Source organism: Curtobacterium sp. PhB25 (assembly GCF_004365375.1).
Taxonomy (GTDB): domain Bacteria; phylum Actinomycetota; class Actinomycetes; order Actinomycetales; family Microbacteriaceae; genus Curtobacterium.
The window spans coordinates 504,184-523,471 of the sequence record NZ_SODR01000001.1; the positions used below are offsets into that span (position 1 = coordinate 504,184).

At 73.3% G+C, this 19,288-nt stretch carries 16 protein-coding genes; 9 read left to right on the top strand and 7 right to left on the bottom strand.

Annotation, left to right across the window (positions count from 1 at the left end; all coding sequences use genetic code 11):
* The first annotated feature begins 76 nt into the window (after positions 1–76).
* From EDF51_RS02325 to EDF51_RS02360, 8 genes are all read left to right on the top strand, one after another.
* Positions 77–1,678, top strand: a complete 1,602-nt coding sequence (locus EDF51_RS02325) for an ABC transporter substrate-binding protein (RefSeq protein ID WP_123292788.1) — start codon at positions 77–79, stop codon at positions 1,676–1,678.
* The gene (locus EDF51_RS02330) at positions 1,675–2,703 is read left to right on the top strand and encodes an ABC transporter permease (protein WP_131880041.1); all 1,029 of its coding nucleotides are present in this window, start codon (positions 1,675–1,677) and stop codon (positions 2,701–2,703) included. Before EDF51_RS02325 ends, EDF51_RS02330 begins: the two co-directional genes overlap by 4 nt.
* Positions 2,700–3,584: an ABC transporter permease gene (locus EDF51_RS02335; protein WP_123292790.1), complete on the top strand. Its 885-nt coding sequence runs from the start codon at positions 2,700–2,702 to the stop codon at positions 3,582–3,584. The genes EDF51_RS02330 and EDF51_RS02335 overlap by 4 nt, the downstream gene beginning before the upstream one ends.
* Positions 3,581–5,362: an ABC transporter ATP-binding protein gene (locus tag EDF51_RS02340; RefSeq protein WP_134193773.1), complete on the top strand. Its 1,782-nt coding sequence runs from the start codon at positions 3,581–3,583 to the stop codon at positions 5,360–5,362. The genes EDF51_RS02335 and EDF51_RS02340 overlap by 4 nt, the downstream gene beginning before the upstream one ends.
* Positions 5,359–7,428 (top strand): CocE/NonD family hydrolase, encoded by a 2,070-nt coding sequence (locus tag EDF51_RS02345; RefSeq protein WP_134193775.1) that lies wholly within the window; start codon positions 5,359–5,361, stop codon positions 7,426–7,428. The genes EDF51_RS02340 and EDF51_RS02345 overlap by 4 nt, the downstream gene beginning before the upstream one ends.
* Positions 7,425–8,144 (top strand): TetR family transcriptional regulator C-terminal domain-containing protein, encoded by a 720-nt coding sequence (locus EDF51_RS02350; protein WP_243837064.1) that lies wholly within the window; start codon positions 7,425–7,427, stop codon positions 8,142–8,144. The genes EDF51_RS02345 and EDF51_RS02350 overlap by 4 nt, the downstream gene beginning before the upstream one ends.
* Positions 8,145–8,173: 29 nt before the next feature.
* Positions 8,174–8,587, top strand: coding sequence for an SIP domain-containing protein (locus EDF51_RS02355; RefSeq protein ID WP_123292793.1), 414 nt, complete (start codon positions 8,174–8,176; stop codon positions 8,585–8,587).
* A gap of 156 nt (positions 8,588–8,743) precedes the next feature.
* Positions 8,744–9,244, top strand: a complete 501-nt coding sequence (locus EDF51_RS02360) for a DNA starvation/stationary phase protection protein (protein ID WP_111084072.1) — start codon at positions 8,744–8,746, stop codon at positions 9,242–9,244.
* Between the two features lie 409 nt (positions 9,245–9,653).
* On the opposite strand, the gene EDF51_RS02365 is transcribed toward EDF51_RS02360, so the two are convergent.
* The 5 genes from EDF51_RS02365 to EDF51_RS02385 form a co-directional block, all read right to left on the bottom strand.
* On the bottom strand, positions 9,654–10,316 hold the full coding sequence (locus EDF51_RS02365) for a response regulator transcription factor (RefSeq protein ID WP_123938047.1): 663 nt from the start codon (positions 10,314–10,316) through the stop codon (positions 9,654–9,656).
* Entirely contained in the window at positions 10,313–11,530 is a 1,218-nt protein-coding gene (locus EDF51_RS02370) for a histidine kinase (protein ID WP_123938046.1), read from the bottom strand. The genes EDF51_RS02365 and EDF51_RS02370 overlap by 4 nt, the downstream gene beginning before the upstream one ends.
* Positions 11,527–12,285, bottom strand: coding sequence for a VTT domain-containing protein (locus tag EDF51_RS02375; RefSeq protein ID WP_134193777.1), 759 nt, complete (start codon positions 12,283–12,285; stop codon positions 11,527–11,529). The genes EDF51_RS02370 and EDF51_RS02375 overlap by 4 nt, the downstream gene beginning before the upstream one ends.
* 93 nt (positions 12,286–12,378) lie before the next feature.
* Positions 12,379–13,974 (bottom strand): D-glycero-beta-D-manno-heptose 1-phosphate adenylyltransferase, encoded by a 1,596-nt coding sequence (rfaE2, locus tag EDF51_RS02380; protein WP_131880051.1) that lies wholly within the window; start codon positions 13,972–13,974, stop codon positions 12,379–12,381.
* On the bottom strand, positions 13,971–15,386 hold the full coding sequence (locus EDF51_RS02385; RefSeq protein ID WP_134193779.1) for an aldehyde dehydrogenase family protein: 1,416 nt from the start codon (positions 15,384–15,386) through the stop codon (positions 13,971–13,973). Before EDF51_RS02385 ends, rfaE2 begins: the two co-directional genes overlap by 4 nt.
* Before the next feature lie 145 nt (positions 15,387–15,531).
* Here EDF51_RS02385 and EDF51_RS02390 point away from each other — a divergent pair, with 145 nt between their 5' ends.
* The gene (locus tag EDF51_RS02390; protein ID WP_134193781.1) at positions 15,532–16,629 is read left to right on the top strand and encodes a glycosyltransferase family 9 protein; all 1,098 of its coding nucleotides are present in this window, start codon (positions 15,532–15,534) and stop codon (positions 16,627–16,629) included.
* Between the two features lie 514 nt (positions 16,630–17,143).
* On the opposite strand, the gene EDF51_RS02395 is transcribed toward EDF51_RS02390, so the two are convergent.
* Positions 17,144–17,848 carry an SDR family oxidoreductase gene (locus tag EDF51_RS02395; RefSeq protein ID WP_131880057.1) on the bottom strand — a complete coding sequence of 235 codons (705 nt, stop codon included), beginning with the start codon at positions 17,846–17,848 and terminating at the stop codon, positions 17,144–17,146.
* A gap of 35 nt (positions 17,849–17,883) precedes the next feature.
* On the bottom strand, positions 17,884–19,266 hold the full coding sequence (locus EDF51_RS02400; RefSeq protein WP_134194017.1) for a PfkB family carbohydrate kinase: 1,383 nt from the start codon (positions 19,264–19,266) through the stop codon (positions 17,884–17,886).
* Positions 19,267–19,288: the final 22 nt, after the last annotated feature.

The window sequence follows — 19,288 nt, forward strand, 5'->3', positions numbered from 1 at the left end:
ACGAGGAGCAGGAGTTGGGGGATCGCCTGGTTCCCTCTATCGTTCACCGGAACGATTACAGGAGGGGCCACCCCGAATGCAGCCCATCGTCCCCGAACCCCGGAACGCCCGCGGCCCGAGCCGTCGAGCGCTCCTCACCGGCGCCGCCGGCCTGGCCGGCCTCGGCCTGCTCACCCTGACGGGGTGCAGCTCCGGCGCGAACGCCGGCACGCCCACCATCCCCGAAGCGGCGGCCACCGGCGTCGCCCGACGCGGCGGTCGCCTGCGCATCGCGCGCCCGGCCGCCTCGGCCGCCGAGACCCTCGACTCCGCCAGCTCCCTGTCGGCGTACGAGTACCTCGGCGCGCTCTACAACCGGCTCGTCAAGCTCGACGAGCAGGGCACCACCGTGCCCGACCTCGCCGAGGAGTGGTCCGCGAACGCCGACGGCACCGAGTGGACGTTCTCGCTCCGCCGTGGCGTCACCTTCCACGACGGCAGCCGCTTCACCGCGGACGACGCCATCGCGAGCATCCGGCACATCCTCGACGAGAAGACCGGCAGCCCGCAGGCCGGGGTCCTCGGCGAGGTGATGGACGCCGACTCGATGCGTGCGACCGACCCGTTCACGCTGCGGTTCTCGCTGACCAAGCCGAACGCCGAGTTCCCGTCGCTGCTCACCGCGTACCAGTGCTACATCGTGCCGGCGGCCGCGATCGCCGACATCGGCCGCACCGGGATCGGGACGGGTCCGTTCCGGCTCTCCGCGTTCACCCCCGCCGGTGCCGGCAGTGTCGAGGCGTTCGACGACCACTTCGCCGGGCGTCCCGCGCTGGACGGCATCGACTTCTACTCGATCCAGGACACCACCGCCCGGGTGAACGCGCTGCTCGCCGGCCAGATCGACCTGATCTCGCAGACGAACCTGGACTTCGCGACCGCTCGGGTGGTGTCCGCGTCCGACCGCGCCACCGTCGCCCGGTCGAAGAACGCCCAGTGGTACACGATCCCGATGCTCGCCACGAGCGACGAGTTCAGCGACCCGCGGGTCCGCCAGGCGATGAAGCTCGCCTACGACCCGCAGCAGATCGTCGACACCGCCCTGCAGGGCACCGGCTCGCCCGGGTGGGACAACCCCGTCCCGCCGCAGCTCGCCGCGTTCGTCGACGACCACCGCGAGTACGACCCGGACAAGGCGAAGGCACTGCTCAAGCAGGCCGGTCACGAGGGGTTCCGGACCTCGATCTACACGTCGAGCTACGAGTCGGTCTTCACGCCGATGGCGGTCGCCTACCGCGACGCCGTCGCCGACGCGGGCATCCGCCTGACGGTCCGCAACGCGAGCTCGGACTCGTACTACACGCAGATCTGGATGCAGAAGCCGCTCATGGTGAGCTACTGGTTCACCGGCCGGCCGATCGACCAGCTGCTCAACCAGATCTTCCGCACGGGCTCGTCCTACAACGAGAGCGCGTGGTCGAACGAGACCTTCGACGGGCTGCTCGACGACGCCCGCGCCGAGATGGACGACGCGAAGCGGCTGACGCTCTACCAGGACGCCCAGCGGCTCGTGGTCGAGGACGGGGCCGACATGACCCCGATGTTCGGCGACCGGCTCGTGGGGTTGTCCCGCGACGTCGTGAACTACTCGGAGTACGGCTTCGAGTTCGACTACCTCCGGATCGGACTGCGCCGATGACGACCAAGAACACCCCGTCGGACGTCCTCGTCCCCGTCCTCCGCCGGGTCGGCATCGCCGTGCTCACGGTCGTGCTCGCCTCGCTCTTCGTGTTCCTGGCCGTGCAGGCACTGCCCGGCGACGTCGCGCAGCAGCTCCTCGGCCAGAACGCCACCCCGGACGCCGTGAAGCAGCTCCGCGAGACCCTCGGCCTCGACCAGAACGTGTGGCTCCGGTACCTGCAGTGGCTCGGTGGCGCGGTGCACGGCGACTTCGGCACCTCGCTCGTCAGCGGCGAGGCCGTCGCGCCGACGCTGTTCACCGCCTTCCGGAACAGCATGCTCATCGCCGTGCCCGCCATGCTCGTCGGCGTCACGGTCTCCCTGACGCTCGGCGTCCTCGCCGGGGTCCGTCGGGGTCGCCCGTCCGACAAGGTGATCTCGATCGTCAGTCTCGTCGTGATGAGCGTGCCCGAGTTCATGGTCGCGACCGTGCTCGTGCTGCTCTTCGCGATCGGCCTGCCGGTCTTCCCCGCCGTCGTGCTGCGGGGGAGCGACGCCACGGTCGGCGAACTCCTGCCGACGATCTGGCTGCCGATCATCGTGCTCACCCTGGCGATGGCCGCTTACATCGTGCGCACCGCCCGCTCCTCGACCATCGACGTGATGGCGTCCGAGTTCGTCACCACGGCGGAGCTCAAGGGCCTGACGATGCGCCGCGTGGTCTGGAAGCACGCGGTGCCGAGCGCGCTGCTGCCGACGCTCAACGTCGTCGCGCTCAACGTCGCCTGGCTGCTCGGCGGTGTCGTCGTCGTCGAGAACGTCTTCAACTACCCCGGCATGGGCAAGCTCATGCTCGAGTCGGTCTTCAACCGCGACCTGCCGACGATCGAGGCGATCGCGCTCCTGAGCGCCGTCATCTACGTCGTCTGCAACCTCGCCGCCGACCTCGTGGCGCTCGCCCTCGACCCGAAGCTGCGGACCCGCCAGCGGCGACCGCGCACGCGCACCCGCACGACGCGCAGCACCAGGAAGGCCGCCGCATGACCGCCACCGCCACCCGCCGCCCCGGACGCGCCGTCCTCGCCGGGGCCCTCGCGCCCCTGCGCGGCTCGACGGCGCTGAGCATCGGCCTCGGCCTCATCGCCCTGCACGTCGTGCTCGCCCTGCTCGCACCGGTCATCGCCGGGTACGACCCGGTGGCCACGAACGCCGGCGACGTCCTCGCCGGCCCGACCTGGACGCACTGGCTCGGCACCGACCAGTACGGCCGCGACGTGCTGTCGCGGACGCTCAACGGCGGCCGGTACGCCCTGCTCGTGACCTTCCTGGCCACGACGATCGCCGTCGCGGTCGGCACGGTGCTCGGTTGCATCACGGCGTACGCGGACAACTGGTTCGACGAGGCCGTCATGCGCGTCGTCGACGCCCTGCTCAGCGTGCCGTCGATCCTCGCCCTGCTGGTCGTGGTCACCGTCTTCGACGCCGGGCTCTGGGTGATCGTCCTCGCCGTCACCGTCGTCTACGCGCCCGCCGTGACCCGCGTCGTCCGCGGTGCCGCCCGCACCGTCATCACGCAGGACTACGTGACGGCCGCCCGGGCCCGCGGTGAACGCGCGCTGTCGATCGTGTTCCGCGAGATCCTGCCGAACGTCCTCGACGTGGTGCTCGTCGAGTACGCCATGCGGGCCTCGTGGATCGTGCTGCTCGTCGCGTCGCTGTCCTTCCTCGGCTTCGGCGCCAACCCACCGACGCCCGACTGGGGGCTGATGGTGCAGGAGAACCGCACCGCGCTGACCGTGGTGCCGCTCGGCACGCTCGCACCGATCGTCGCCCTGGCGACCCTGGTGATCGGGCTCAACCTCGCCGCCGACGGCCTGAGCAAGTCGCTCGGCGTCGACCGCGCCACGAAGGGAGTGAGCGCATGACGCACACCGACACCGCACCGGCCGCAACGGCGACCGCCACGGACCCCATCGTCCGCGTCGACGACCTCGCGATCTCCTACGCGGCCGGCAAGCGCCTGGTCCCCGTGGTGCGCGGCGTATCCTTCGCGATCCCCGCCGGGCGCACCCTCGGCCTCGTCGGGGAGTCCGGCAGCGGCAAGTCCACCGTCGCCCGGACCCTGCTCGCGCACCTCCGGGCGGGCTCGACGATCGTCGGCGGCTCGGTCCGCGTCGGCGGCGACGATGTCTTCGCGCTGTCACCGTCCGGCCGCCGCGAGCTCCGCGGCGGCGTCGCCTCCGTCGTCGCGCAGAACGCCGGCCAGGCGCTCACCCCGTCGATGCGCGTCGGCGAGCAGATCCGCGAGGCTCTGCGCGCCCACCGCGAACCCGACGGCCCCGAGCGCGTCGCCGAGCTGGTCCGGTTGGTCCGGCTGCCAGACCCCGACGCGATCGTCCGCCGCTACCCGCACCAGCTCTCCGGCGGGCAGCAGCAGCGCATCGCGATCGCGATGGCCGTCGCCGCACGCCCGCGGGTGCTCGTGCTCGACGAGCCCACGACCGCGCTCGACGTCGTCACGCAGGCCGCCGTCCTCGACCTGATCGCTGACCTCGGCCGGCAGCTGGGCATGGCCGTCCTGCTCGTCAGCCACGACCTCGGGGTCGTGTCGGCGATGGCGGACGAGATCGCCGTCATGCGCGACGGCGAGATCGTCGAGCACGCCGCCACGGCGGCGCTCTTCGCCGCCCCGCAGCACGAGTACACGCGTGCCCTGCTGGCCGCGGTGCCGGACGGGCGACGGCCGGGAGGATCGGGGCACGTGCCCGAGACGGCGACCGTCTCGTCGACGGTCGCCTCCACGGCCGGCCGAACCGTTCCTCCCGAACCGCTCGTCCGTCCCGTGGTGACCGCCGAGGACCTGGTGATCCGCTACGGACGCGGCCTGCCGGCCGCCGTCGACGGCGTCTCCTTCACGATCGCACCGCGTGAGACGCTCGCGGTCGTGGGGGAGTCCGGAAGTGGCAAGTCGACGCTCGCGACCGCCCTCGCCGGCCTGGTGCCGGCCGAGTCGGGCACGTTCTCGTTCGACGACGGGACCGTGAGCGGCGACCTGCGCGAGCCGATCGCCGGACGGTCCCCGGACCTTCGTCGTGCGGTGCAGCTCGTGTTCCAGAACGCCGACACGTCGCTCAACCCGCGGCGCACCGTGGGCGCGGCGATCGGGCGACCGCTCAAGCTGTTCACGGGCACGTCCTCGCGGCAGCGCGTCGGCGAGCTGCTCACCCAGGTCGGCCTCGGCCCGGAGTTCGCCGAGCGGCTGCCGGCACAGCTCTCCGGCGGGCAGCGGCAGCGCGTCGGCATCGCCCGGGCCCTCGCCGCCGAGCCGCGCCTGGTCATCGCCGACGAGATCACCACCGCACTCGACGTGCAGGTGCAGGCCGGGATCCTCGCGCTCCTCGCCGACCTGCAGCGCTCGCGCGGGCTCAGTTGCCTGTTCATCAGCCACGACCTGGCCGTCGTCCGCGGCGTCGCCGACCGGGTCGCCGTGATGACCGGCGGCCGGATCGTCGAGATCGGACCGACCGAGCGGGTCTTCACCGGCCCGAACCACCCGTACACGTCGACGCTGCTCGCCGCGACGCTCGAACCGGGCAGCACCGAGCTGCCCGACGTCGGCGACGGGGTGCCGCGCTGGCGGCACACCGAGGGCTGGACCGACCACGGCGACGGACACCTGACCCGGAACTGGGAGGACGCATGAGCCGCGATCGCTCGGTGTCCGCCGACGCTTCGACCCTCACCGCCATCGGCGCGCCGGACTCGCTGCCGGACGGCGTGACCGTCCGCGACGAGTGGATACCGATGCCCGACGGCGTCCGACTGCACACCCGGATCTGGTCGCCGGCGTCGCCCGACGGTCCGGTGCCGGTGCTGCTCGAGTACCTGCCGTACCGGCTCGACGACTGGACCGCGCCCCGCGACTCGGAACGGCACCCCTGGTACGCCCAGCACGGGTACGCCTCGGTCCGGGTCGACATCCGGGGCAGCGGCTCGTCGGACGGGTTCTTCGACGACGAGTACAGCGAGCAGGAGCTCCGCGACGGAGAGGCCGTGATCGCCTGGCTCGCCGAGCAGGAGTGGTCCACCGGCGCCGTCGGCATGTTCGGCATCTCGTGGGGCGGGTTCAACGCCCTGCAGCTGGCAGCGCGGGCGCCCGCTGCCCTCAAGGCCATCGTCACGGTGTGTTCGACCGACGACCGGTACGACAACGACGTGCACTACGTCGGCGGAGCGGTGCTCGGCATCGACATGGCGGCGTGGGGCGCGACGATGTTCGCGTTCAACTCGCGGCCGCCGCGGCCCGAGGTCGTCGGTACGGACTGGGTCGACCGGTGGCGCGAGCGGCTGGAGTCGAACCGCCCGATGACGCCGGTGTGGCTCGCGCACCAGGAACGCGACGACTACTGGCGGCACGGCAGCGCCGCCGAGGACTACGACAACATCGGCGCAGCGGTCCTCGCCGTCGGCGGCTGGGCGGACCCGTACCGCGACGCCGTGCTCCGACTGGTGTCGAACGTGCAGTCCCCGGTCAAGGGCATCGTCGGACCGTGGTCGCACCAGTACCCGGACCGCGGTCTCGCACCCGGACCGTCGATCGGGTTCCTGCAGGAGACGCTGCGCTGGTGGGACCGCTGGCTCCGCGGGATCGACACCGGCGTCGAGGCGGACCCCGCGCTCCGCGCCTGGATCAACGAGGGCGAAGCACCGGCGACGTACTACGCGTCGCGACGGGGTCGGTGGGTCGGCGCCGAGGCGTGGCCGTCGGCGGCGACGCACCGGCGCGCGCTGCCGCTCGCGACGCTGCGCGGCGGCGAGGACGGGCCGGTCGTCGTCCGGTCGCCGCAGCACACCGGCGCCGACGCCGGACGGTTCTTCCCGTTCGGCAACGCGACCGACCTGCCACCGGACCAGCGTGCCGAGGACGGCCGCTCCGTCTGCTTCGACCTGCCCGTCGGCCGGGCGTTCGACCTGCTCGGCAACGCGCTCGTCACCCTGTCGGTCACGAGCGACCAGCCGCGCGCCACCCTGACGGTGCGGTTGTGCGACGTCGCGCCGGACGGCTCGTCGACCCTCGTGACGCGCGGGGTGCTCAACGCGGCGAAGCGGGACGGCATGGACCGGAACGACCCGCTGGTCCCCGGTGAGCCGGCGTCGCTGCCGGTGCAGCTCGTCGCGACCGGTCACCGGTTCGCCGCCGGGCACCGCCTGCGGATCGCGGTGTCGTCGTCCTACTGGCCCTGGGTCTGGCCGCACGGCACCGAGGCCACCGTCACGATCGACCCGACGGCGTCCGAGGTGTGCCTGCCGGTCTGGACGCGCGACACCGACGACGACGTGCGCTTCGACGAGCCCGAGCGGTCGACGCCGCTCGCGATCGAGCGCGTGGCACCGACCGAGCAGCTGCCCCAGCGCACCGTCACGCACGACGTCGAGACGGGGGAGTGGACCCTCGACGTCGACCCCGGGTACGGCGGCGGACGGGTCTACCCCGACGGGCTCGTGTTCAGCGAGGACGCCCGCGAGACGTACCGCATCCGGTCGGACGATCCGAACTCGGCCGTGGCGTCGTCGCGCTGGGCGATCGGCCTGGAGAAGCCGGACTGGTCGGCACGGCTCGAGACGTCCTCCGAGGTCACCGCCGACGCCGAGGCCTTCCACGTCGTGAACACCGTGCGGGCCTGGGCCCGCGACGGCGGCGCGGACGTCCCCGAGGTGCTGGTCACCGAGCAGACCTTCGTCGACGACGTCCCGAGGACCTCGGCGTGACCGGGGCAGCGGGGGCTGCACCGGGGGCGGCGGCTGCACCGGGCGCGGCAGCGGACGCCGGGGGTGCGGCACCGCGCGTCCGGCAGCGTCCCGCGGTCCGGCGCGCGATGATCGTCGCGGCCGCCCGTGCCGTCATCGTCCGGAACGGCGTCGGGGCGACGGGCCTGCGGGACATCGCCGCCGAGGCCGGAGTGTCCGTCGGCACCGTGACGTACCACTTCGGCAGCGTGGCGGAGATCCTCAACGAGGTCGTCGTGCTCGAGACGGAGCGCTTCTACGGGGCGATCGTCATCGCCGTCGACGCCGAGTCCGACCCCGTCGAGGCGCTGCGGATGCTCGTCGCGCCCCTGTTCGACGACACCGAACAGGTCCGGCAGCACTGGCGGATCTGGTCCGACTACTGGACCGCGGTCGCCCGCCGGCCCGAGGTGGCCGCCGAGTACGCCGAACGGATCCGCGTCTGGGAGGCCTGTCTGGTCCGTGTGATCCGCCGCGGTGCCGACGCCGGCACGTTCCCGGGCGGCGCCGGACCGATCGAGCCGGACACCGTGGCCCTCAAGCTCGCGGCCTACAGCGACGGTGTCGCGACGCAGATCGCCCAGGGTGTCCCGGGGCTCACGAACACCGTCGCGCTGTCGTGGATGTGGACGTTCCTGGCGCACGAACTCGGTGTGCCGGCTGTGGAGATCGCCGGAACCGGCCACCAGCCCTTGTGATGAGGTAAGGCTTGCCTTACCGTTGCAGCATGGCACGGACCCGGCGACAGCCCAGCGAACGCATCCTCATCGCCGGCGGCGTCGAGGACCTGCCGGAGATCCGCCGTCAGCTCGAAGACCTGCCGGAGAACGCGTACGGACAGGTCTTCGTCGAGGTCGCCCTCGACGAGCAGATCCGCATCCTGCCCGCGCCGCCCCGCGTGACCGTGACGTGGCTGGTCCGCAGCGCCCGCACCTCGGCGGTGTCGCCACTCGTCTTCGCCGACCACGGCGAGGCCCTCGCGCACGCCCTGACCGGCTGGGCGGCCGAGTGGTGCGTCGCCGACTGCGAGCCGCGCACGAGCGTCTGGATCGGGTGCACCGACAGCCCCTGGGTCGAGCGGGCGCGTTCCGCCGTCCAGATCGAGCTGAGCGACGCCGGCTTCGACACGCTCGTCGGCTGACCGCTGCCGGCTGGCGGCTGCTCGCCGCCGGTAAGGGCAGCCTCCGCTTCCTTGCGGCATACAAGAGAAGCGGGCATGGTTGTGTCCATCGGCAGCACCGAACTGGTCAGGACAGGCCCAGCGATCCGGTGTAACCACGACGCAGGAGGTTCAGACATGACCACGACCACCACCAGCACCACGACCACCACGTCCCCGTTCTCGACGACGCCGGAGCTCGCCGCCGGAGTGGCACAGTTCCTCGCCCCCGTCGTGATCGACCTCGAGGCACTCGTCGTCAACGGCAAGCAGGCGCACTGGCACGTCCGCGGCCGCAACTTCGTCGGTGTGCACGAGCTCCTCGACGACATCGTCGAGCACGCCCAGGCCTACGCCGACACCGCCGCGGAGCGCATCGTGGCCCTCGGCCTGCCGGTCGACTCGCGCATCGCGACCGTCGCCGCCAACACGACGCTGCCGCCGCTGTCGCAGGGCTTCCAGAACTCCGACGTCACCATCACCGAGGTCATCGCCCAGATCGACGCGGCCCTGCTGCAGGTCCGTCGCGCCGTCGAGGGTCTCGACGAGGTCGACCTCAACAGCCAGGACGTCGTCATCGAGATCGAGCGCGGCCTGACGAAGGACCGCTGGTTCCTGCAGGCGCACCTCGCCGCCTGAGTCGCGACCAACCCCTGACGGGAGGCCCGATGCCAGCTGGCACCGGGCCTCCCGTCCGTCTGTCGTCGCGTCTGCCCACCGCGACCCGCGTCGACCCCGTGCGACACTCTCGATGTCGTTCGACAACGACCCTGTCGCCGCTCCGCGTGTGCAACCGTTGCGGGCGCGCAGTTGCGACGAACTCGATGTCGTACGACATCGGCAACGTCGCTGGTTGCGCGCGCAAGTACCCGCGCGCGACCTGTACCCGTGCCGGACCTGCGACACCGACGAGATCGCGCGACACGCCGCTGGCGCGACGCCGAGGTTCCAAGGACCGACGTTTCGGCGCGCGAGATGTGCAGATTTCGGAACCTCGGGGGACGTGAGCGGCGCGGCGGACGGGGGCCCGGCGGACGGAGGCGGCGCGTCAGGCGGACGGGCGGACCAGGCCGGCCTCGTACGCCAGCACCACGGCGTGCACCCGGTCGCGCAACTGCAACTTCGCCAGCACCCGCCCCACGTGGGTCTTGACGGTCTGCTCCGCGATGAACAGGTCACTCGCGATCTCGCCGTTCGACCGCCCGCGCGCCATGAGCAGGAACACGTCGCGCTCCCGGTCGGTCAGGACGTCGAGCACCTCGGTGCGCGGAGCGGCGGTGACCGGTCCGGCGACGAACGCCTCGACCAAGTGCCGGGTCACGCGCGGCGCGAGCAGTGCCTCGCCCGCGGCCACCGTGCGCACCGCCGCGACGAGCTCGTCGGCGCTCGCGTCCTTGAGCAGGAAGCCGCTCGCCCCGGCCCGCAGGGCGTCGAACACGTAGTCGTCGATGTCGAACGTCGTCAGCATGACCACGCGGACGGGTCGGTCCGTCGGCGCCGCCGTGATCCGTCGGGTCGCCTCGATCCCGTCGAGTTCCGGCATCCGGACGTCCATCAGGATCACGTCCGGCTGCAGCCGGATCGCCGCGACCACCGCCTCGGCACCGTTCGCGGCCTCGCCCACGACCTCGACGTCGTCCTGGGCCTGGAGGATCGCCCGCAGTCCCATGCGGAACATCTGCTGGTCATCCACCACCATCACCCGCGTCATCGGCTTCCCCCGTCGGCCGCCGGTACGCGGACGGGCAGGGTCACCACGACCGTGAAGCCGCCGTCCGCCACGGGGCCGTGGTCGATCGTGCCGTCGAGCGCCGTCACCCGCTCGCGCATCCCGGCCAGGCCGAAGCCACCGTCGTCGGGTGGTGCGGTCGGCACGGTGCCAGCGGGTGGAGCGGTGTTGGCAACCTCGACCCGGAGACGCGAGCCGTGCCTCCTGACCGTCACGACGGTGGACGCGCCGGGAGCGTGCCGGGCGACGTTGCCGAGCGCCTCCTGCACGACCCGGTAGACGGTGAGCTGTGCGAGCCGGTCGACGTCGTCGGCGACGTCGACGTCGAGCTCCACCGGCATGCCGGCAGCGCGCGTGGCCTGCACGAGCGCGGGCACGTCGGCGAGGTCCGGCTGCGGCGCGCGCTCGGCGGCGGTGTCCCCGCGCAGGGTGCCGAGCAGCTGGCGCATCTCGCGCAGCGCCGTGCGCGAGGTCTCGGCGATCGCGGCGAACTCGGCGCGGGCCTCCTGCGGCAGGTCGGTCACCCGGTACGGGGCCGACTCCGCCTGCATGTGCACGACGGACATGCTGTGCGCGACGACGTCGTGCAGCTCGCGGGCGATCCGGGAGCGCTCCTCGACGGTGCGGCGCCGGGCCTGCTCGAGCTCGGCGTCGCGGCGGGCGGCGACGAGCTCCTGGCGGATGCTGCGGCGCTGCCCGATGACGACGGCGGCCGCGGCGACCAGGAGCGTGTCGCCGGCGGACACGACGAAGCTCGTCGCCCACACGGCGGGCTGGTCCCAGCGGCCCGGCGTCACCGCGACGAGCAGCAGGGGGAGCACGGCGGCGACGGCCCACACGATCGCGGTCAGCCGCCAGGTCGAGCGGACCCCGAGCACGACGAGCAGGACGCTCAGGCCGATGATGCCGGTGACCGGGATCGGCCACGGGCTCGTCTCGACCGGGGCGGTGAGCAGGCCGAGCGCGACGAGACCGACGAGGTGGGCGGCGGCTGCGGTTCGGGGGACGAACGGGGCGATGCCGATGCTGACCGCGAGCACCGCCGACACGAGCAGGGAGAGCGGGACGGCGACGGCGTAGTAGACCGAGGTCACCGGGGCGGCGACGCTGAACAGGGACACCACCGCGACCACGAGTGCGATCCGGGTCGCCAGCGGCAGCCAGGTCGGTCGCGGGCGGAGCAGGGCGGTGGTCACGGTCGGACGATCTCTCCGGTGGGGACGATGCGGGGTGTGGCGGACGGGGCGTGCGTGACGGGTGCTGTGCTCGCGGTCGGCACGTCGGTCGCGGACACGTCGGTCGTGGGCACGCCGGTCGTGGGGACGATCGCGGCGGCCGCTCGGGCGGCACGGGTGTCGCGCCTGCGGCTGATGCTACCGATCACCCGGTCGACCGCGATGCCGAGGCCGCCCGCGACCACCATCGACACCAGGGCGGCGACGAGCGGCTCGTGCAGCACCTGCGACGCGGCCAGGGCGATCCCGACCGAGGTCGCGGACCACGCCGTCCCGGCGATCGCGCTGATGGCGAGGAAGCGACGGTACGGCAGCCGGGTCGCGCCGGCGGTCATGTTCACCGCGACCCGGCCGACGGGGATGTAGCGGCCGACCAGGATCAGGCTCGCGGACCGGCGCTGCATCTGCCGTTCGGCGAACGCGAACGCCGCGGCGATCCGCGGCCGTCGGGACTGCGCCAGGCGGGCGAGTCCGATCCGACGGCCGATCCAGTACGCCACCGAGTCACCCGCGATCGCCCCCACCGCGGCGGCCACCAGGACCCCGGCCAGGACGGGCTGGCCGGACGTCGCGGCGATGGCGGCGACGGCTACGAGCGCGGACTCGCTCGGGACCGGTGGGAAGAAGCCGTCGACGAAGCACAGGGCGACGAGCACGACGTAGACGAGCGGACTCGCGGCCAACTCGACGACGAACGGGGTGATCTGGTCGAACACGGCGACGCTCCCTCCGCCGACGGACCTCGTCGACGGGTTCGACGCTACGGAGCGCCGGGAGCGCTGCCATCCCGCCGGGGTCTCGACGACCCCCTACTGCGGTATGACCTTTCCGTGCGTGGTCCCCTCGGGGTCGGTCGCGGCTGCGGTCGCGGTGGTCGCGGCGGCTGGCACCGCGGACCCGGCCGACGCCGCGGGTGGCTTCGCCGACCCGGCCGATGCGGCCGCGGCTTCGCGGATGCGCCGGACAACGGCCGTCGTGGAGTGCTCGGGGACGTAGTCGACCATGACCACCTCACCGCCGTACCCGCGCACGACCGCCGTCTCGCGGAGCATCTCGGGTGAGTAGTCACCGCCCTTGACGTAGACCTCGGGGCGCAGCCGTTCGATGAGCGGGATCGGGGTGTCGGTCGCGAACACCGTCACCAGGTCGACGCAGGCCAGGGCGGCGATCACCCCGGCGCGGTCCTCGGCAGGGTTGATCGGGCGTTCCGGGCCCTTCAGCCGTCGCACCGAGTCGTCGTCGTTCAGCGCCACGACGAGCAGGTCACCGAGGTCCCGGGCCTGGCGCAGGTACGTCGTGTGCCCACGGTGCACGACGTCGAAGCAGCCGTTCGTGAACACCACGCGCCGACCGGCCTGACGGGCCTGTTCGACGGCGGCCGCGAGTTCGTCGTGGTCGACGACGGTGGCTGCCGGTGCCGACACCGAGTCGAGCAGGGCGGCGGCGCTGCACACCGACGTACCGGCCTCGCGGACGACGACGTCGGCGGCGGCCTGCGCAACGGACACGGCGTCGCGGACGGACGCGTCGACCGCGAGCGCCACCGTCGCGGCGGCGCAGAACGTGTCCCCGGCTCCGGACGCCTGCTGCTCCGAGGCCGGCACCGCACGGGTGCGGAAACCCTCGTCCGTGCTGCGCTCGAGCAGCACGGTGCCGTCGCGGTCGAGCGTGACGACGGCCGCGCGGGCACCGGTCCGGGCGAGGACGTCGGCGCGTGCGCCCAGGACGGCGGCCACCCGGTCGGCGCCGGTCCCGAGGTCGCGTCCGAGCAGTGCTGCGGCCTCGCCGGCGTTCGGCGTGACGAGGTCGGGTCGCAACGACGCCCAGCGGGGCAGGTCGTGCGCGTCGACGACGATCGACCCAGGGCGGTCGCGGTCGAGCACCGGGACGACGTCCTCGGCACGGACGCCGAGTCCGTAGTCGCAGACGACCGCGGCGTCGGCGCAGCGGACGGCTCGGGCGACGGCACGTGCCAGCCGTTCGTTGTGGTCGGCGGTCGGTGTGCCGGCCAGGTCGTCGACCCGCACCACGACCCGGTCGCCACCGACCACGCGGGACTTCGTGGTGGTGCGCGCACCGGCGATCTCGACCAGGAACGCGGTGTCGACGCCCGCGGTCTCGAGCCGTTCGCGCAGGACGTCACCGGCCTCGTCGTCGCCGATGAGTCCGACGATCCGGACGCGGGCGCCGAGCGCGCGGGCGTTCACCGCGGTGTTCGCCGCCCCGCCGGGCACCGCGATGGTCCCGGTGACCCGGACGACCGGTGCCGGTGCCTCGCGTGAGACCCGCTCGGCCTCGCCCACGGTCCACCGGTCGAGGATGCAGTCGCCGATCACGACGACGAGCGGTTCGCGGTCGTCGATCGTGGCGACCAGGTCGCGGACGAGCCGGACGTCGACGCTCATCGTGTGCCGCCGACGGTGCGTGCGGGGGCAGGCTCGAGGTGCACGACCGTGGTGGTGGTCATCTCGTCGAGCAGGTGCGGGCCGTACCCGAAACCCGCTCCCGAGGCTCCTCGTGGCTGGGCACTGCCGCCCGGCGCACCACCGAACACCGCGTTGACCTTGACGGTGCCGACCGGCAGCTCCGCGGCGGCGCGCAGGGCGTGGCCGGTGTCGTTCGTCAGGACGGTGGCGGCCAGGCCGTAGCGGTCGGCGGCGGCGAGCCGGAGCCCCTCGTCGAAGTCGGCCACGACGCGGACCGGCGCGATCGGCCCGAACGTCTCCTCGGTCATCACGAGCATGTCGTCGGTGCACCCGGTGAGCACGGTCGCCGGGTAGAAGGATCCGACGCCGTCCGGGGTGACCCCACCGGTCCGCGCCGAGGCACCGCGCTGCAGGGCGTCGTCGACGTGCGCCTGCACGGTGCTGCGCAGCCGGTCGTCGACCAGCGGACCGTAGGTCGTCGCGGGTGCGGCGGTGCGGCGCTCCGCCTCGGCCACGAGGGCGGCGACGAAGGGCTCGGCGACGTCACGGTGCACGTAGACGCGCTCGACGCTGGTGCAGATCTGCCCGGTGTTGGCGAACGCGCCGAGCGCCACCTGGGCGGCCGCCCACGCCGGGTCGACGTCGGCATCGACGACGACCGCGTCGTTCCCGCCGTTCTCACGGACCACGTGGGCTCGGGTCGCGACGGCGACCTCGGACAGCCGGTCACCGGTCGCGGTGGACCCGACGTGCGCGTACGCGTCGATGCCCTCCTGGGCGAGCAACAACTCGCCGGTGGACCGGTCCCCGTCCACGCCGACGAGCACGCCGTCGGGCAGGACCTCAGCGAGCAGGGCGTTCAGGCGCGCGATGGTGGCGGGGGACCGCTCGCTGCCCTTGTGCACCACGGTGTTGCCGGTGACGATCGCGGCACCGAGGATGCCGCAGGCCACGGCGACCGGGTCGTTCCACGGCGTCAGGGCGAGCACGACGCCGCGGGGTTGCGGGACGGCCCAGTCGGCGGCCCCGAACTGCCCGCGCAGCGCCTCGCCGCGGTGCACCGGTCCGAGCTCGGCGTACTGCACGAGCGTCCCGACGCCGGCCTCGACCCCACCGAGTGCGTCACCCGGCACCTTGCCGGTCTCGCGGGTGTTCAGGTCGGCGAGTTCCTGGGCGTGTGCGCGCACGTGCTCGGCCGCCGCGTGGAGAAGCGCCCCGCGCTCGGCCGGGGCGGTGCGCGCCCAGGGGCCCGCAGCTGCCCGGGCGCGGGCGACCGCATCGCGGACGTCGGCTTCGGAGGCACGGGGCACGGTCGACGCGACCGTCCCGTCGACGGGGTCGGTCACCACCAGGTCCCTGGCGGCGTCGGCAGCAGCAGGTGCGATCGTCATGGTGTCCTTCCGGAGGGCGGGCGGGGGTCAGACGGTGCTCGGACACCGCTGTGTGCCGACTCGACTCCGCGCTTCGTGTCCATCGGTGGCTGTCCGCCGCCCGGTGCTGGACGTCCCACCGGGATCCGACCGGTAGACGAGAGGCGTGCAGCAGATCGGTGTGGGCGGAGAACGGTTCGACGGCGTGACCGAGATCGCGGTGCTCCGCGGCGGGGGCCTCGGCGACCTGATGTTCGCCGTGCCGGCCCTCGAGGCCCTCGCCGCTGCCTACCCGGACGCGCGCACCACGCTCCTCGGCACGCCCGCCGCGGCAGCGGTCCTGGGCGGCCGGACCGACGCCGTGCACGCCTTCGAGGAACTCCCGCTCGCACAGGGTGTCCGCGATACCGGCGACGACGCTCCTGATGCCGAGGACTTCTTCGCGCGGCTGTCCGGCCGGTTCGACCTCACGGTGCAGCTGCACGGTGGGGGTCGCAACTCGAACCCGTTCCTGCTCCGCCTCGGCGCCCGGCACACCGTCGGCACCGCGACCGAGGACGCCGAGGTCCTCGAGCGCTGGGTGCGCTACGTCTACTACCAGCACGAGGTCCTGCGTGCCCTCGAGGTCGTGTCGCTCGCGGGGGCCGCCCCCGTCACGCTCGACCCGCGGGTGCGCGTGTCCGACGACGAGCGGGCAGCGGTCCGCGAGCGGCTCGGCGTCGCCGGGGACGGCACCCGGCTCCTGGCGATCCACCCCGGAGCGACCGACCCGCGCCGGCGCTGGAGCCCCTCGCGCTTCGCCGAGGTCGCCCGTGTCCGGCTCGCCGCCGGGGACGACGTGGTGCTCGTCGGCGACGCGTCCGACGTGCCGGCGTCGACCGCCATCGTCGAGGCGCTGCCCGCCGACCTCGCCGGACGCGTGCACGACCTGACCGCCGCCGTGCCGCTCCGCGAGCTCCCCGCCGTGCTCGCCGCCGCCGATGTCATGGTCGGCGACGACTCCGGCCCGCGGCACCTGGCGGTCGCCGTCGGGACGCCCACCGTCGGCGTGTTCTGGTTCGGCAACGTCGTCAATGCCGGACCGTTCGACCGCGGGCGCCACCGCGTGCACCTGTCCTTCGTCACGCGCTGCCCGGTCTGCGGGATCGACGTCACGCAGGTGGGGTGGACGGCCGAGCGCTGCGCGCACGACCCGTCCTACGTCGACGAGATCGACCCGCAACTGGTCCTCGACGACGTCGCCGACCTGCTCCGCACCGTCTGACCGCGGCACCGTCTGACCGCACCGTGCGCACGTCCCCACCCCGTGCGCGGTTGACCGCTGCGTGCTGCGCTGCAAGCGCGCACCACGCCGTCAACCCCGCACCAGGCAACGCAAGCCGCACCGTGCGCAGGTCCCCACCCTGTGCGCGGTTGACCGCTGCGTGCGGCGCTGCAAGCGCGCACCACGTCGTCAACCCCGCACCAGACGACGCAAGCCGCACCGCGCAGGCAACGTGACAAGACCGACGGACGGGAGGCCCGGCGCATGACCGGCACCGCGCCTCCCGTCCGCACCGTGCGCACGTCCCCACCCCGTGCGCCGTTGACCGCTGAGTGCGGCGCCACAGGCGCGCACCACGCCGTCAACCCCGCACCAGTTGGCGCACGCCGCACCGCGCAGGCAACGTGACAAGACCGACGGACGGGAAGCCCGGCGCACGACCGGCACCGCGCCTCCCGGCCGCACCGTGGCGACGACCAACGCGCCTGGCAGCGGCGCGGCGCGCAGCGAGCGCCTACGGCCAGCTCGGCTCCGTCGCGGGCATGATCGACAGCTCCCGGATCTCGCAGCCGGCCGGCTGCGACAACGCGAAGAGGATCGCGTTCGCGACGTACTCGGGCTCGATGAGCTGCGCGTCCGGACCCGGTTTGTACTGCTCGGTGCGGTCGGCGAAGAAGTTCGTGCGCATGCCGGCCGGGATCACGTTGGTGACACCGATGCGGCCGGCGGTCTCGGCGGCCAGGGCCTGCGAGAAACCGCGGACGCCGAACTTCGACGCCGAGTACGCGGTGCCGTCGCCGACGCCGCGCAGGGCGAGCGACGACGAGATCGTGACCACACGTCCGTGCGCTGCCTCGAGGGCGGGCAGTGCGGCGCGGACGACCGAGGCGGTGCCGATGAGGTTGACCGCGACGATCTTCTCCCAGTTGCCGGACGAGATCGCGTCGATCGGTGCCGGGGTGTCGATCCCCGCGGCGGTCACGACCGCGTCGAGTCCGTCGTGACGGTCGGCCGCCTGGCGGACCGCCTGCTCGACCGCGTCGGTGTCCGACACGTCGACGGCCACGGCGTCGATGCCCTCGGACACCGCGTCGACGCGCAGGTCGAGGACGATCGGGGTGCCGCCGGCCTCGACGACCGCGGCGACGACCGCCGCGCCGAGTCCGGAGGCGCCGCCGGTGACGAGGACGCGGCCGATGGGGGTGGTGGGGACGGGCATGGACTTCCTTCCGTAGGGGCGTGGGTCCGTCGGGTTCAGCCGACGTGTTCGAGGGCTGCAGCCAGGCGGGTCGTCGAGCGGCCGGGGTGGAACGGGACGGTGACGACTCGTCCGCCCCACTCGGCGAGGGTTGCGGCCTCGGGCAGCTCACTCGCGGTGTAGTCGCCGCCCTTCGCCCAGACGTCCGGGCGGAAGCGGCGGAGGGCCTCGTCGGGGGTGTGCTCGTCGAACACCACGACGGCGTCGACGCAGTCCAGGGCGAGCAGGAGTTCGACGCGGTCGTCCTGGGTCATGATCGGTCGGTCCGGACCCTTGAGCGCCCGGACCGAGGTGTCCGAGTTGAGGCACACGACCAGGCAGTCGCCGAGTGCCCGCGCTGCCGAGAGGGTGCGCGCGTGCCCGGCGTGCAGCAGGTCGAAGCAGCCGCCGGTCGCGACGACGGTGCCGCCGGCGCTCCGGACCTCGTGCACGGTGCGCAGCGCGTCGCGGTCGGCTCCCGGTACCCGCAGCGGCGCGGGGCCGTCGTCGGCGAAGAGCGCGGTGACTCCGCCGGCGGCCAGGTACTCGGAGGCCGCGACCACGCCGGCGGCGACGGCGTCGGGGACGTCCGCTCCACCGGCCAGTGCGACGGCGACACCGGCCGCCAACCGGTCGCCGGCGCCGCACGGGTCGCCGGCGGTGACGGAGGGTGCCGGCACGAAGCGGCTGTCCGAACGGTCGTCGGCGAGGAGTGCTCCGCGATCGCCGAGCGTCACCGCGACGGCGCCGACGCCCCACTGCTCGACGAGGGCCGCCGCGGCCACGGTCGCGAAGGGCACGGTCGCGACGGGCACGCCGTGGCCCTCGACGTCGGTGAACCGGCGGGCCTCGGCGGCGTTCGGGGTGGCCACGGTGATGCCGGGAACGGGTGCGGCGCCCTTCGGGTGCGGGTCCCAGACCACGGGGGTGTGCTCGGCGACGCGCGCGAGAGCCTCCCGCAGCGCCGGAGCCGCAGCGACCCCGCGGCCGTAGTCGGCGACGACGATCGCGTCGGCGTCGTCGAGGGCAGCCGTCATGGCGTCGGTGGCCTCGGGCACGGGCGGGGTCGCACAGCCCTCGTCGATGCGGATGAGCGCGTGGTCGACGACGCGCACGCGGGTCTTCACCGGCGTCGGGGCACCGGAGGGCCCGGCGACCACGGTGACGTCGGGGAGCAGGTCGCGGAGTTCCTGCGCGCGGCTGTCGTCGCCCAGGACGGTGACCAGGGTGACGTCGTGTCCGTCACGCACCAGCATCGTGGCGACGAGTCCGGCACCCCCGGCGCGGCGGTCGTCGGTCGTGACGTCGACGACGGGCACGGGTGCGTCCGGGCTGAGCCGATCGCTGGTGCCGGCCACGTCGACGTCGAGCAACGTGTCGCCGACGACGACGATCCGCAGGCGACGACCCGCCGCGCGGTGC

Excerpts from the sequence above, each read along its gene's own strand:
- EDF51_RS02325 (WP_123292788.1), top strand. The coding sequence starts at position 77 with ATGCAGCCCATCGTCCCCGAACCCCGGAACGCCCGCGGCCCGAGCCGT.
- EDF51_RS02330 (WP_131880041.1), top strand. The coding sequence starts at position 1,675 with ATGACGACCAAGAACACCCCGTCGGACGTCCTCGTCCCCGTCCTCCGC.
- EDF51_RS02335 (WP_123292790.1), top strand. The coding sequence starts at position 2,700 with ATGACCGCCACCGCCACCCGCCGCCCCGGACGCGCCGTCCTCGCCGGG.
- EDF51_RS02340 (WP_134193773.1), top strand. The coding sequence starts at position 3,581 with ATGACGCACACCGACACCGCACCGGCCGCAACGGCGACCGCCACGGAC.
- EDF51_RS02345 (WP_134193775.1), top strand. The coding sequence starts at position 5,359 with ATGAGCCGCGATCGCTCGGTGTCCGCCGACGCTTCGACCCTCACCGCC.
- EDF51_RS02355 (WP_123292793.1), top strand. The coding sequence starts at position 8,174 with ATGGCACGGACCCGGCGACAGCCCAGCGAACGCATCCTCATCGCCGGC.
- EDF51_RS02360 (WP_111084072.1), top strand. The coding sequence starts at position 8,744 with ATGACCACGACCACCACCAGCACCACGACCACCACGTCCCCGTTCTCG.
- EDF51_RS02365 (WP_123938047.1), bottom strand. The coding sequence starts at position 10,316 with ATGACGCGGGTGATGGTGGTGGATGACCAGCAGATGTTCCGCATGGGA.
- rfaE2 (WP_131880051.1), bottom strand. The coding sequence starts at position 13,974 with ATGAGCGTCGACGTCCGGCTCGTCCGCGACCTGGTCGCCACGATCGAC.
- EDF51_RS02385 (WP_134193779.1), bottom strand. The coding sequence starts at position 15,386 with ATGACGATCGCACCTGCTGCTGCCGACGCCGCCAGGGACCTGGTGGTG.
- EDF51_RS02395 (WP_131880057.1), bottom strand. The coding sequence starts at position 17,848 with ATGCCCGTCCCCACCACCCCCATCGGCCGCGTCCTCGTCACCGGCGGC.